Annotated in this window: 10 protein-coding genes and 2 tRNA genes; 3 read left to right on the plus strand and 9 right to left on the minus strand. The window is 69.4% G+C overall.

Annotated elements, in window-relative coordinates:
* The 4 genes from cas9 to JN22_RS27285 all read right to left on the minus strand — a co-directional run bounded on the left by cas9 (window position 1) and on the right by JN22_RS27285 (window position 4,155).
* Window positions 1-3,189 (minus strand): type II CRISPR RNA-guided endonuclease Cas9, encoded by a 3,189-nt coding sequence (cas9, locus tag JN22_RS27270; protein WP_143268475.1) that lies wholly within the window; start codon window positions 3,187-3,189, stop codon window positions 1-3.
* A gap of 271 nt (window positions 3,190-3,460) precedes the next feature.
* On the minus strand, window positions 3,461-3,628 hold the full coding sequence (locus tag JN22_RS27275) for a hypothetical protein (protein ID WP_179166234.1): 168 nt from the start codon (window positions 3,626-3,628) through the stop codon (window positions 3,461-3,463).
* Window positions 3,629-3,921: 293 nt separating this feature from the next.
* Window positions 3,922-3,998, minus strand: a tRNA-Pro gene (locus JN22_RS27280).
* A 65-nt stretch (window positions 3,999-4,063) separates the two neighbouring features.
* A tRNA-Ser gene (locus tag JN22_RS27285) sits at window positions 4,064-4,155 on the minus strand.
* 230 nt (window positions 4,156-4,385) lie between these two features.
* On the opposite strand from JN22_RS27285, the gene JN22_RS27290 reads away from it, so the two are divergent.
* Window positions 4,386-4,622 carry a hypothetical protein gene (locus tag JN22_RS27290; RefSeq protein ID WP_085556878.1) on the plus strand — a complete coding sequence of 79 codons (237 nt, stop codon included), beginning with the start codon at window positions 4,386-4,388 and terminating at the stop codon, window positions 4,620-4,622.
* Between the two features lie 54 nt (window positions 4,623-4,676).
* Here the strand turns inward: JN22_RS27290 and JN22_RS27295 are convergent, their stop codons facing one another.
* Together JN22_RS27295 and gatB are read right to left on the minus strand one after the other, a co-directional pair.
* Complete coding sequence (locus JN22_RS27295) at window positions 4,677-6,434, minus strand: PAS domain-containing sensor histidine kinase (protein WP_085556879.1); 1,758 nt, start codon at window positions 6,432-6,434, stop codon at window positions 4,677-4,679.
* A 157-nt stretch (window positions 6,435-6,591) separates the two neighbouring features.
* Window positions 6,592-8,043, minus strand: a complete 1,452-nt coding sequence (gene gatB, locus JN22_RS27300) for an Asp-tRNA(Asn)/Glu-tRNA(Gln) amidotransferase subunit GatB (RefSeq protein WP_085556880.1) — start codon at window positions 8,041-8,043, stop codon at window positions 6,592-6,594.
* Window positions 8,044-8,259: 216 nt separating this feature from the next.
* Between gatB and JN22_RS27305 the strand changes: the two genes are divergently transcribed.
* The gene (locus JN22_RS27305; protein ID WP_085556881.1) at window positions 8,260-8,955 is read left to right on the plus strand and encodes a Clp protease/crotonase-like domain-containing protein; all 696 of its coding nucleotides are present in this window, start codon (window positions 8,260-8,262) and stop codon (window positions 8,953-8,955) included.
* A 25-nt stretch (window positions 8,956-8,980) separates the two neighbouring features.
* Here JN22_RS27305 and JN22_RS27310 read toward each other — a convergent pair whose 3' ends face one another.
* On the minus strand, window positions 8,981-10,210 hold the full coding sequence (locus JN22_RS27310; protein WP_085556882.1) for a diaminopropionate ammonia-lyase: 1,230 nt from the start codon (window positions 10,208-10,210) through the stop codon (window positions 8,981-8,983).
* Window positions 10,211-10,359: 149 nt separating this feature from the next.
* A complete protein-coding gene (fliN, locus tag JN22_RS27315; protein ID WP_085556883.1) occupies window positions 10,360-10,662 on the minus strand; it encodes a flagellar motor switch protein FliN in 303 nt (100 codons plus the stop codon).
* Window positions 10,663-10,891: 229 nt separating this feature from the next.
* On the opposite strand from fliN, the gene JN22_RS27320 reads away from it, so the two are divergent.
* Window positions 10,892-11,749 carry a sulfurtransferase gene (locus JN22_RS27320; RefSeq protein WP_085556884.1) on the plus strand — a complete coding sequence of 286 codons (858 nt, stop codon included), beginning with the start codon at window positions 10,892-10,894 and terminating at the stop codon, window positions 11,747-11,749.
* Window positions 11,750-11,753: 4 nt separating this feature from the next.
* Here JN22_RS27320 and murJ read toward each other — a convergent pair whose 3' ends face one another.
* Window positions 11,754-13,301, minus strand: coding sequence for a murein biosynthesis integral membrane protein MurJ (gene murJ / locus JN22_RS27325; RefSeq protein ID WP_143268477.1), 1,548 nt, complete (start codon window positions 13,299-13,301; stop codon window positions 11,754-11,756).
* Window positions 13,302-13,340 lie beyond the last annotated feature (39 nt).

A 13,340-nucleotide genomic window follows, 5' to 3' on the forward strand; every position in this document is an offset into this window, starting at 1 on the left:
TCACTCCACCGGCCCCTTGTCGTGGACATAGCCGAGCAGGTCCACGCCGGCGGGCCTTGCCTGGGCTTTTCGCAGGGCCTCGGGAGAGCTGTAGCGGTACTTGAAGGGATCGCCCTTGTCGGCGTCCCGAGCCTTCAGGTTCCCGGCTTCGTGATGGGAGGCGAGGACGATCTGGCCCTCGGAGAACTTTACCACCCGCAGGATCTGGCGGTCGGGCGCGACGCCCAGCGCCAGCAGGTCGCCCTTGAACAGCCGAAACAGCGGCGTGTCCGAGTTGCCGACCACGCGCCGGGCCGCCCATTCCTGGAACGGGCGGCCATCCTCGGTACGCGCGGAGCCGGTCTCGGCCACCCATTGGCGATGCAACTGGTACGCCTCGTGGGTGCTGACGATCCGCCCGGTCCAGCGGCCCCGCCCGTCGCGGAGGATCTCGTACCACGCGTTGCTGTCGCCCTTGTAGAGCTTGAACACCGCGCCGGCCGGGTCGCGGACCGGAATCGGGCTGCCCAGCTTGTCGAGCATCCGCACGCGGCGCACGGTTCCGTTCGTCCATTCGAAGGCGCTCAACGCCTCGGCGAAGCCGCGCCCCTGCGCCGCCTGCGCCTCGACGTGGGCCTCCAGCGCGGCCGCCAGCTTGGGATCGCGGATGTTCGGCAAATCCTTGGCGGTCAGGCTGGCGAGCGGCTTGCGCGTCACCACCACATGGGCGCCGTCCGCCTGGACGGCCACCGGGCCATAGGCGGTGTCGTTGTGCATGCGGCCCTGCCAGCCGTGCTCCGCCTTGTGCGAGACGACGATGCCGCGCGCTTTGTCCCGCACCTGGTCGCCGAAGGAATCGACGCCCAGCCCGTCGAAGGGATCGGGCAGGCCATCGAACAGCCGCTCCAGCTCGTTGACCTCCGCCCGCTCGGCCGCCTTGGCGACCTGCTGCACGAGCCGCTGGTCGACGACGCCGAGCACCGCGGCGTCGACGGCGTGGTGCCGATGGTCGCTGCGGTTCTTGAGGTTCGAGTCGGAGAGGATCTTGTTCAGTCCCCAGCGGGCCCGCAGCAGCGCCGTCAGCCGGACGGGCGCCACACGCACCCTTTCCAGCGGCAGGATGCTGCCGAGATACTGCCGGGCGATGCGGGACAGATGCCGGGTTTCCGTGAGCTGGCGGTCGAGGAAGCCCTTCTCGCCGTTGAAGCGCTCCATCGCGTCGGGTTGGAAGCGCCAACGCTTGTTCCGGGGCAGTTGCTCGGCCCGCTCGCCGATGGCCGCCCAGTCGTAGCCGTCCACCGGGACGACGCCGAAGGCTTCCCAAGGGGTGCGGTTGCGCTTGAAGCGGTTGGCGCCGCGCACGCAGACGATCTTGTTGTCGGGGCCGTCGCTCAGCGTCTTGCTGAAGGGCAGGATGTGGTCGATGTCCACGTCGCCTTGCAGCAGGCGTGTCAGGCTGATGACCTCGCCGGTGTAGACGCACACGCGGGCCAAGCCATGCTGCGGCAGTTCCTCCCACAGGCGCAGGCGCAGGCGCGACTCGGCCTTCACCTCGACCCCGAGTTCGCGCAGGCGGTTGGCGCGTTCCTCGTTCCGGCGCTGGTTCTGCGCCTGGTCGCGCTGGAGCTTCTCGCGTTCGTCGCGGCTGCGCTTCAGGTCGCGGGCGAGTTCGACGACGATCTCCTCCGGCTTGCCCCAGCGCTGGATGATGCGGTTGACCAGCTTGCGCAGCTCGTTCAGGCCGATGTGGACGGTCGGGTTCGGGAAGCGGCCGAGCCGCAGCTCCGGCGGGTCGGACGGCTCGCCGGTGCCGAAGGCGATGAAGCGCTCCAGCGGCTCGCCGTAATAGGGAAGCTCGTCGAGCAGCGAGTCGGGCCGGAAATCCGAATGGTGGAGGCCCAGGGCGCTCACCGCCTCGTCATAGCGCAGGTGCTGGTCGCGCATCAGCGGGACGACCTCCTCCAGCGCCTTTTCGCTGAGGCTGCAATGGCCGTCCGGCAGGCCGGGGCGCTCGGCGGTGAGAATCGCCACCTCCCAGCCCAGGCCGACATTCTCGACCAGCCAGACGGCGAGTTCCTCCTCATCCTCGGTGTCGAGCAGGCGGCCGACAATCGCGCGCTGGCGGGCCGGCGGCAGGTCGTGCCAGGGCGGGCCGATCCGCCGGCGCTTGCCCTTGTCGGCCGACAGGGCGTCGGCCACCGCGTCGCCCTTCAGGCGGTCGCGCTTCTCGTCCTCCAGGTTGATGCGGGTGTCGGGGGGAAGCTTCAGGTCCTTGCGCATCGCCTTGAAGGTCAGGTCGCCCTTGCGGCACAGGCGCGCGAACAGGGCGGCGCTCTCGTCGGCGGTCAGCTCCCATTGGGGTTCGCCAGGACGCTCGAAGCGCAGGTTGGCCAGCTCCGTCAGGATGCGGAACTGCTGGGCGATGGGCAGGGCCCAGGGGGCGCGCTCCTCGGTGGGGTACAGGGTGCATTTGCCCGGCTTCACCGGCTTCAGCGGGCGCTGGTGGAAGATGATCGACTCGATCCGGTCCCACTGGGCGGGAGTCACGCCGGGCTGGTGCGGAGCCTGCACGGCGCGGATCACCTGGAACTCCTCATGCACCAGCGAGCGGTCGGGGTAGAAGCTGTAGGACGCCTTGGCCCCGGCGCCGGTCAGGCGAGCGCGCACCGGCTCGCGGCGGGCGTGGCGGGCGGCGAGCCACTGGCCGAGCGTGCCGGCGCCGCTGGCGGCCAGCTCCTCCTTCAGGGCCGAGATCCCGGTCTTGACCTTGCCGGCCTCGTTCTCGTCACCGGCGGCCTTGCGGTTGCTCTTGAAACCCCGGCGCTGGTTCAGGTGGAACAGGGCGCGGCCGAGCTGGTGGGGCGGCAGAGGCTCCGCCACCGCGCGGGCTCGCAGGGTGTAGGGGTCGTCGTGCTCCAGGGCCTTGCGGTCGGCCGGATCGGGCGGCATCAGGCCGGCGGCAGCCAGAGCGTTCATCAGCACGGTGCGCCGCCGCAGGTAGCGGTCGCGCCGCCGCCGCATCGAGCGCGCCAGCCGGCGGTCAGCAGCCAGCGACGCCTTCGATTTCGGATCGCGCCCATCGGGGAAGATGCGGACACCCATGCGCCGGATCCCGCAGGGCCGCCCCTCGCCGTTCAGATCGAGCAGGCAGAAGCCGATGCTGTTGGTGCCGAGATCGAGGGCGAGGCGATAGCGGAGACGCTTGGACAAGGGATTCCTCCCGCGCGGTCGGCGAGGGATTGAAGTTCCTTCGCCTTGGAAAGAGCTGGATTGTCTTTCTGCGCCCGAAGCGTGTCTAGCTTGAATGCTTCTTCAACCCTCTTGACGGGCGCTGAATGGAGTGCGAGCCTAAGCGTGGAAAGACAATCACCTTTGCTTAGCCGCTGGGGGATCGGGGTCCTTCCGTTAACACGTCACGGGGGTTCGCCCCTGGTGGCACAAGATGTGCGGCGGGCTTCGGCCCGCCGCGTTTCGTTTGGGCCTACCCCTGCCCTCCCATGGTGCTCTGGCCAGCGAGGAACTGGCGGATGGCGATCGCCTCGCGTTCCAGGATTTCGGCGACGGTGTCGATGTCAATCCGCTCGCCTCGGCGCAGGCGGTGGAGGGCTTGGCCGGTCAGCGCGGCGCTGAAGCACCGTTTCCACGACACGAAGGCAAGCTTCGTCTCCGCCGTCGCCCTCGTGGCGCCTGCCGCCGTCACGCAGCAGCTCGCGCGGCACAAGAGCTACGAGACCACCTGCCGCTATCTGCGCGTCGCCGACAAGGCCGCCCGGCGTGCCGTCGAGGACGCGACCATGGCGAGTCTGCGTGTGGGAATCGGCTCGACTTCCACACAGGATTTCCACACGAAGGCTGTCAGCGGGCCGGACGGTGCTGCGGTCGGGCCAAATGAAAAAGCCTTGGAACCGTTGGGTTCCAAGGCTTCTCATATCCGTCCGGAACTGGTCGGAGCGACAGGATTTGAACCTGCGACCCCCAGACCCCCAGTCTGATGCGCTACCAGGCTGCGCTACGCTCCGTCAAACAAACCACGGGATTCCGTGGCTTGGTTCCGAACGGTGTGACCAGGAAACTTTCCTGGTCGTGGCGGAGGGGATGGGATTCGAACCCACGATACGGTTTAACCCGTATGACGGTTTAGCAAACCGTTGCCTTCAGCCACTCGGCCACCCCTCCAACCCGGTCCGCATCCTTGCGGTGCGGCTGGCGTGGGTGGGTTTCTAGCGGCCCGACCGGCCCCTTGTCAACGCTTACAAACCATAAATTCAAAAGATTAGAACAGCCAAGAAAGTGAGATAAATCTGTATAAAATTTTAGTCATTTTTTAATCTCCACGGGCTAGAATGGAACCATGAGCAACGAACCCTTCGGGTGAACCGCCTCACCCGCCTGCCGCGGAGGACACCATGACCCTGTCACGCCGGTGCGCCGAAACGCTGATCGATCTCGTCGAAATCAAGTTGAGTTGCCTGGAGGTCACCGACCGCGAGGACATGCGGGAAAAGGAACTCCTGATGCGTTGCGTGCAGGAATTGAACGCGGAACTCCGGGGCGAGAACGGAAGCGCCGCCGCCCTGGCCGCGCCCAAGCGCCGCGGCCGTCGGCCCAAGCATCTGCAATTGCACGAACTGCACGCCGCCTGACCCGTCCGGCGTTCCGGACCGGCGGCCGATGATCCACTTCGGCGGGCCCGAAGGTCAGGGAGAGGCCGCCACCACCACCGGCTGCGGCTGAGCGGCCGGTGCCTCGCGCGGCAGGAGCAGGGTGAAGCGGGTCCCCTGCCCCGGCCAGGAGCGCACCGACACAGTGCCCCCCAGCGGCCCGGTGACCGTGTTGAACACGATGTGCAGGCCGAGCCCCGAACCGCCCTGCCCGCGCTTGGTGGTGAAGAAGGGATCGAACACCCTCGACAGATGCTCCGGCTCGATTCCGGCGCCGTCGTCCATGAAGTCGATCCGCACCCGGTCCGGGCCATCCGCCTGCCCGGCGATTCGGATCGTTCCCGTTCCGCCGTCGCCATAGGCGTGGACGATGGCGTTGATCACCAGATTGGTCAGAACCTGACCGAGCGCGCCGGGAAAGCTGTCCATCATCAGATCCTCGGTGCACTCGACCGTCAGGGTCAGCCGGGTCCGCTTCAACCGGGGACGCAGCGAGAACAGGATCTCCGCGATGTAGCCGCGCAGGTCGAAGACCCGGCGGTCGCCGGAAGACTGGTCGACCGCCACCTGCTTGAAGCTCTGGACCAGCGAGGCGGCGCGGTCGATGTTCGCCATCATCAGCCGGGCGCTCTCGCCCAGCCCGTCGAGGAAATCGGTGAAATCGGATCGGCGCAGCGTCCCGCAGGTGAAGCGGTCCCGCAGCATCTGCGCCTGCTCGCCGATGTGGCTGGCGGCGGTCAGGGCGATGCCGATCGGGGTGTTGATCTCATGCGCCACACCGGCGACCAGTTGGCCCAGCGACGCCATCGTCTCGGCCTGGATCAGACTCTCCTGGGCGGCCCGCAGGTCGGTCAGCGCCCGCTCGGCATCCTCACGCGCGCGAATCGAGGAAGCCTCCGCCGTCTTGCGGTCGGTGATGTCGTACAGCCAGGTCAGCAGCGCCGACTCGCCGTCCAGCTCGATCATGTTCCAGGAGGACAGCACCCAGACCACGGCACCGTCCGGTCGGCGGAAGCGGATCTCGGCATCACGGAACGGCCCCTCGCGGTCGAATCGGGCGATCAGCGCCGCGCGGTCGGACGGGTCGGCGTAAAGATCCGGGATCGGCGTCCGCATCAGTTCGGCACGGTCGCGACCCAGCAGATGAACGGACTGGGCATTGCAGAACAGCCAGCGCCCATCGCGGGTCGTCAGGTTCAGGCCGATGGGCGCCGCCTCCATGATCTTCAGCAACCTCTCCTCGCTGGCGCGCAGGCGCTCGCTTTGCCGCCGCGATTCGGTGATGTCGCTCATGATCCCGGCGTAGCGGACCGCGCGCCCCTCGCCGTCGCGAAAGGCCCGGCCCTTGGCGGCGATCCAGATCCAGCCGCCGCTTTCGTGCCGCATGCGGTATTCGTAGGCGTAGCTGCTGGTCTCGCCGCCGAGATGGGCGGCGATGTGGGCGAGAACCCGCTCGCGGTCGTCGGGATGCAGACGCCGTTCCCAGAAATCGGCGGGCATCGGCGGGACATCGGCATAGCCGAGCATCGCGGGGAAGGTGTCCGACCACCAGCAGGTGCCGGCCACCAGATCGGCGTCCCAAACCGCCGCTCCGGTCGCCTCCAGCGCCATCTCCAGCCGCTCGCCGATGATGCCGCGATGGATGGCGGCCTCGCGTTCGAGCAGCGCGCTGCTGGCGGAACGGTGTCCGTGGCGCTGCCCCCGCCGCCAGCCCAGCGCGGCTCCCGAAACAGCGCCGAGGAGCATGCCGACGCCCAGCGCCGCCAGCGCGACGATCACCCCCTCGTCCGTCATGGCCCCTCCCCATCCGAGAGATAGTGGCCACAGCAGTCCGGAAAATCCAATCCCGCCGTTTGGCCGGACGGAATGCCCGCCCCAAGAAAAAAGCCTCTCCCGCGACGGGAGAGGCTTTCTCACAGGCTTGGCCGGACGGCGCGTGGCGCCGGTGGCGTCAGCCCTTCAGCTTGGTGGTCAGGATCTCGTTGACAAGGGCGGGATTCGCCTTGCCCTGGGTCGCCTTCATGACCTGGCCGACGAAGAAGCCGAACAGCTTGTCCTTGCCGCCGCGGAACTCGGCCACCTTGTCGGCGTTGGCGGCCATCACCGTGTCGATGGCGCCCTCGATGGCGCCGGTGTCGGTGACCTGCCGCAGCCCCTTCTTCTCGACGATGTCGGCGGCCTTTTCACCAGTCTCGAACATCGCCTCGAACACCTCCTTGGCGATGCGCCCGGAGATGGTGTTGTCGGCGATCAGGTCGATCAGGCCGCCGAGATTCTCGGCGCTGACCGGGTTGTCCTCGATCTCCTTGCCGGCCTTGTTCAGATAGCCGAACAGCTCGCCGGTGACCCAATTGGAGGCCAGTTTCGGGTCACGTCCCTTGGCGACCGCCTCGAAGTAATCGGCCTTGGCGCGTTCCGACACCAGCACGCCGGCGTCGTACACCGACAGCTTGTAGTCGTCGATGAAGCGCGCCTTCTTCTCGTCGGGCAACTCCGGCAAGGTGTTCCTGATCGCCTCGACCCAGTCGGCCTCCAGTTCAAGCGGCAGCAGGTCGGGATCGGGGAAGTAGCGGTAGTCGTGCGCCTCCTCCTTCGACCGCATCGAGCGGGTCACGAACTTGGTCGTGTCCCACAGGCGGGTCTCCTGCTTGATCGTGCCGCCTTCCTCGATCACCTCGATCTGACGGCGCGCCTCGTACTCGATGGCGGCCTGGACGAAGCGGATGGAGTTGACGTTCTTGATCTCGCAACGCGTGCCGAAGGGCGCGCCCGGCTTGCGCACCGACACGTTCACGTCGCAGCGCATGGAGCCCTCCTCCATGTTGCCGTCGCAGGTGCCGAGGTAGCGCAGGATCGAACGCAGCTTGCGCAGGTAGGCGCCGGCCTCCTCCGAGGTGCGCATGTCGGGTTCCGACACGATCTCCATCAAGGCGACGCCCGACCGGTTGAGGTCGATGTAGGTCTTGGCCGGGTGCTGGTCGTGCAGGGACTTGCCCGCGTCCTGCTCCAGATGCAGGCGGGTGATGCCGACGGTGCGGCTGGTGCCGTCGGGCAGGTCCAGCACGATCTCGCCGGTGCCGACGATCGGCTGGAGGAACTGGCTGATCTGGTAGCCCTGCGGCAGGTCGGCGTAGAAGTAGTTCTTGCGGTCGAACACCGAGTGCAGGTTGATCTGCGCTTTCAGGCCCAGCCCGGTGCGGACCGCCTGCTCGACGCAATACTCGTTGATGACCGGCAGCATGCCGGGGAACGCGGCGTCGACGAAGCTGACCTGGCTGTTGGGGGCCGCCCCGAACTCGGTGGCGGAGCCGGAAAACAGCTTCGCGTTCGAAATCACCTGGGCATGCACCTCAAGCCCGATCACGATTTCCCAATCGCCCGTTTCACCCTGGATGTACGACATCGTTCCGCTCTTCGACGTTCTGGCGCGGGGACGGCCGGACGGCGCCCGGCAGTCCCTTGGAATCCCACTCTTCTTCTAACGCCCTTTGCGCGGCGGCGCACGCTTTATCACGCTGGCCGGACGCTACCCCCATTGCGCGACACCCCCGGAGCCCTCCGTTAACCGTCAGGCAAGCTTTCACCGCCACGCTGGACACAGCAGCAAGGAGGTTCGGTCATGGCGGTGAAGACGGCAGCACGGACGGCGGCACGGTGGCTCGGCCTGGGCGCCCTGCTGACGATGGGCGCCGCCACGCACGGCTTCGCCGCCGACACGCCGGCCGCCATGGCGGTGGCGCACCCCGCCCCCCAGTCCGCCGCCGAGCGCATCGCCAGCGAGTTCCCGGACGCCGCCCTCAGCCGCTCCGAGCAGGGCGGCGCCACCGTGCTGCGGGTCGACGGAATCATCACCGCCGGGGTCGAGCAGCGCTTCGCCGAAGCCCTGCGCGGCCTGCCGGCCGGACGTCCGTTGGTGGTCGAACTGTCCAGCCCGGGCGGCTTCACCTCGGCCGGCTACAGGATGATCGACGCGGTGCTGGCCGAGCGGCAGTCGGGGCGCTCCATCGCCACGCGGGTGCGCGGCGGCGAATCCTGCGAGAGCATGTGCGTCGGCCTCTACCTCGCCGGCTACCCGCGCTACGCGGCGCCCAGCGCGGAGTTCATGGTGCACGCCCCGCGCATGGCCGAGAACGGCCGGATGACCATGCGCTCGACGCAGACGATGGTGCAGCGGCTGGTGTCGCTCGGCGCCTCGCCGGTGTGGGTCGAGCGGGTCAAGGCGGCCGGCGGCTTCTCCGGCGCCCTCGACTACCGCGAGAAGGCCGACCGGCTGACCGCCGACGGCGCCAACATCGTCACCGAACTGACCCGCTGACACCGGCCGGAAGGGCCGCGCCCGCTCACGCCGCCGCGACCGCCTCCGGTGAGCGGCCGACGAGCCGCTCGTAGACCTGCGGATCGGTCGCCCCCTCCGTCCCGAACACCAGCACCCGCGCGTCGGGCGCCAGCCCGAGCGCGCGGCGGACATCCTCGTGCGCGGCGGCGCAGAGCAGGCCGGCCAGACCGGCAACCCCCGATTCCCCGGCGACGATCGCCCGCCCGCCATGCTCGCCGTCGGCCAGCTTGCGCATGGTGCGGACGGCGCCTTCGTCCGGGATGGTCAGGAAATCGTCGGCCCCGCGTTCCAGGATCGCCCAGGCGAGCAGCGAGACCTCGCCGCAGGCCAGACCGGCCATGACGGTGTCGAGCCCGCCCACCGACCGGGCCGGGCGCCCCGCCAGCGCGCTCTGATACAGGCAATCGGCGGTGTGGGGCTCGACCACGACGAGGCGCGGGCGCTGGCGGCCCAGGCTCTCCCACAGATGGGCGCAGACGGCGGCGGGCAGACTGCCAACCCCGCCCTGGACGAAGACATGGGTCGGCCGCTCGCTGGCGGGAAGCTGCGAGAGCGCCTCCTCCACCATCACGCTGTAGCCCTGCATGACGTCGCGCGGGATGTCCATATAGCCGGTGTAGGAGGTGTCGGACACCACGAACCAGCCGTTCGCCGCCGCGTCGGCCGCCGCGCGCCGCACCGCGTCGTCGTAGGGGCCGTCCACCACCACGACCTTCGCGCCATAGGCGGCGATGGCCTCGCGACGCCCGGCCGAACAGGCGGCGGGAACGTAGATCACGCAGTTGCAGCCGAACACCTGGGCGCCCCAGGCGACCGACCGGCCATGGTTGCCATCGGTCGCCGTGGTCACGGTCAAGGCGCGCGTCACCTTGGCGTAGCGCCCGACCACCAGATCGAGCGCCGTCACCGGCACGCCGGGAACCCGCGCCGTCACCTCGCGCGCCATCAGCCGCAGCACGGCGTAGGCCCCGCCCAGCGCCTTGAAGCTGCCGAGCGCGAAGCGGCCGCTTTCGTCCTTGTACCAGAGCCGGTCGATCCCGGCCTCGCGCGCCAATCCGGGCAGCGAGCGCAGCGGCGTCGGCGCGTAGCCGGGCCAGGCGCCGATCTCGGCCATCGCCTCATCGAAGGCGGCGCGGCTCAGGATCGCGCGTTCCGACGGGCCATAGGCGCGTTCGCGGTCGGCGTTGGGGTTGGAAATCAGGCGGGGGATGCAGGACGACAGGGCTTCGGGCATCGCTTCGCTCTCCGGGCCGCCGGTTCGAAAACCAGCGGTCACGAGACCAGAAGCCACCGCCACCCGTCAAGACGGGTCGCGCGACGCAGACGTCGAACGCAGAGGACAAAGGGTCGCAAGGACCGGCGGCGCTCCGCGAAAGGAACGGCTCAACGCTTCCACTCGCGGCTGGACTTGATGAAGTCGGTCAGCGTCACGCCGATCTTGTCGTCGATGATCGCCACCTCGCCGCGGGCCACCAGCACGCCTTCCACATAGACGTCGGTGGGATCCTTGAGCTGCCGGTCCAGTTCCACGACGGCGCCGCGGCCCAGCTTCAGCAGGTCGCGGACGCGGAGCATGGCGGTGCCGATCACGACCTTGATCTCCACCGGCGCGTCGCCGATGGCGAAGGAGCCCGGATCCCCGTCGTTGGGGTCGGGGGCGCCGAGCAGGTCGTCGATGTTGGCCATGAACCGTTCCTCCACCGCGCGCCGGCGCGGCCGTGTGACAGCCCGTCACCCTACACCCGGCGGCGGCGGCGGGGCAACGCCGTCCCAACCGCGGCCTTGCGACAAGAATCGGCTTCCCCCACACTGGCCGTCACCGGGGCGGCGCCCACCCGTCCTTCCACGCGCGTTCCGTTGCCGCAACGACCGCGCCGATCAGCAGGGACTCCCGAACGGGGAGCAGCGTCACGCCATGACCAACCAAACCGCAGCGCCACCGACCGCAACGCCACTTGTCGATTCCGGCTGGCTGAAGAGCCGGCTCGGCACCCCCGGCCTCGTCGTGCTCGACGTCCGCACGCCGCCGGCCGGCGGCTTCGTTCCGGGATCGCTCCATTCCGACTACGCAACGGCCGGCTGGCGCGCCACCATTGGCGCCGGCCCCGGCATGCTGCCGGACGAGGCGGCGCTGGAACGGATGATCGGGGCCTTGGGCATCGGCAACGCCGACCATGTGGTGCTGGTCGCGGCCGGCGCGAACGCCGCCGACATGGGCAACGCCACCCGGGTCTACTGGACGTTCCGGACGCTGGGCCACGACGCCGTGTCGGTGCTCGACGGCGGCTTCAAGGCGTGGACCGCCGCCGGCAACCCGGTGGAGGCCGAGCCGGCGACCCGTCCGGCGGCGACCTTCACCGCCGCCCCGCGCGGCGACCTGCGCGCCACCCTGCCCCAGGTCGAGGCCGCCGTCGCCACCGGCACCACGCCGCTGCACGACGCCCGATCGGCCGAGCAGTTCGCCGGCAAGGCGAAGAGCCCGCAGGCGCGTGCCGCCGGCACCTTGCCCGGCGCGGTCAACATCGACAACGGCGCCTTCTATTCCGGAACCGACGGGCGCTTCGTGCCGGCCAGCACGGTGCGGGCGCTGGCCGGCGAGGCTGGACTGGAATTGGGGAACGCGCCGATCACCTTCTGCAACACCGGCCACCTTGCCTCGGTGTCGTGGTTCGCGCTCAGCGAGATCGCCGGCGTGGCCGGCGTGCGGCTCTACGACGGCTCCATGTCGGAATGGAGCGCCGACCCGGCCCGGCCGCTCAAGAACGCCGGCTGACTCCTCACGCGGCGCGGCGGCGGCGCAGACGGGACAGGTCGGAACGCCGCACCAGACCGAGCGCCAGCGCCGCGACCGCGTAGGCCAGAATCCCGGCCACGGCCAGCAGCGCCAGCCCCGCCAGCCGCTCGAACAGGCCGTGCGCCGTCAGCCAGGGCGACAGCCGCTCCTGCACCAGCCACAGCACGCCCGCCATGGCGGCGGCGGCGGCGGCCATGCGCGGCAGGTTGCGGAGCAGCCGCGCGTCGGCCTTGAACAGCCCGCGCCGGATCAGCAGCCAGGCGAGCAGCCCGGCGTTGACCCAGGCACCGACCGAGGTCGCCACCGCCAGCCCGACCTGAGCCAACGGGCCCATCAGCGCCAGCTTCAGCGCGACGTTGACCGCGACAGCGGCGAGCGCCACCCGCACCGGCGTCGCCGTGTCGTGGCGGGCGTAGAAGCCGCTGACGAGGCTGCGGATCACCACGAAGGCCGGCAGGCCGAGCGCGTAGGCCTGCAAGGTCGCGGCCGAGGCCGCCGCGTCGCTCGGCCCGAAGGCGCCATGCTGGAACAGCACGGCGACGATCGGCAGCCCGGCGACCAGGAAGGCGACGGCGGCGGGCAGCGTCAGCACCAGCGAGAACTCCACCGCGCGGTTCTGGCTGTCGACCGCGCCGGCCTCGTCGCCGCCCTTGATGCGCTTGGCCATTTCCGGCAGCAGGACGGTGCCGACGGCGATGCCGATGACGCCCAGCGGCAGCTGGTTCAGCCGGTCGGCGTAGTAGAGGTAGGAGACCGCCCCGGTCGGCAGGGCGGACGCGATCAGCGTGTCGGCGAACAGGCTGATCTGCGTCAGCCCCGACCCCAGCGCCGCCGGCCCCAGCACCGTCAGGAATCGCTTCACGTCGGCCGACCAGCGCGGCCGCACCAGCCGCAGCCCCATCCCGGCCTTGCGGGCGTCCCAGGCCAGATAGGCGAACTGCGCGACGCCCGAGGCGAAGACGCCCCAGGACAGCGCGTGCCCGGCGCTCGGCATCAGCGGGGTCGCCAGAACCAGCGCCGCGATCAGGCACAGATTCATGACGATGGGGGCTGCCGCCGCCGCGCCGAAACGGCTCATGCTGTTCAGCACGCCGCCATAGAGCGACACCAGCGAGATGAACAGCAGGTAGGGGAAGGTGATGCTGGTGAACAGCACGGCCAGCCGGAACTTCTCCGGTTCGCCGGCGAATCCGGGGGCGAAGACCGTCATGAACTGCGGCATCACCGCCAGCACCGCCAGCAGGAACAGCACCTGCACGATCAGCAGCAGCGCCATCACCTCCTCGGCGAAACGCTTGGCAGCCTCCTGCCCGTCCTGCACCAGCTTGGCCGAGAAGAGAGGCACGAAGGCCGAGTTGAAGGCCCCCTCGGCGAACAACGCGCGGAAGTGGTTGGGCAGCCGGAAGGCGACGAAGAAGGCGTCGGCGACCGGCCCGGCGCCGAGCAGCGCGGCGGTCAGCACGTCGCGCAGGAAGCCCAGCACCCGGCTGGCCAGCGTCAGACCGCCGACGGACAGAATGTGACGGAACACGATTGCGGGGACCTTCGAGAAAAAACGCGGCCGGGAAAA

Source organism: Azospirillum agricola (genome assembly GCF_020005195.1).
Taxonomy (GTDB): domain Bacteria; phylum Pseudomonadota; class Alphaproteobacteria; order Azospirillales; family Azospirillaceae; genus Azospirillum; species Azospirillum agricola.

Coding starts and splice junctions, on each gene's coding strand:
- JN22_RS27290 (WP_085556878.1), top strand. CDS start 4,386: ATGACCCTGTCACGCCGGTGCGCCGAAACGCTGATCGATCTCGTCGAA.
- JN22_RS27295 (WP_085556879.1), bottom strand. CDS start 6,434: ATGACGGACGAGGGGGTGATCGTCGCGCTGGCGGCGCTGGGCGTCGGC.
- gatB (WP_085556880.1), bottom strand. CDS start 8,043: ATGTCGTACATCCAGGGTGAAACGGGCGATTGGGAAATCGTGATCGGG.
- JN22_RS27305 (WP_085556881.1), top strand. CDS start 8,260: ATGGCGGTGAAGACGGCAGCACGGACGGCGGCACGGTGGCTCGGCCTG.
- JN22_RS27310 (WP_085556882.1), bottom strand. CDS start 10,210: ATGCCCGAAGCCCTGTCGTCCTGCATCCCCCGCCTGATTTCCAACCCC.
- fliN (WP_085556883.1), bottom strand. CDS start 10,662: ATGGCCAACATCGACGACCTGCTCGGCGCCCCCGACCCCAACGACGGG.
- JN22_RS27320 (WP_085556884.1), top strand. CDS start 10,892: ATGACCAACCAAACCGCAGCGCCACCGACCGCAACGCCACTTGTCGAT.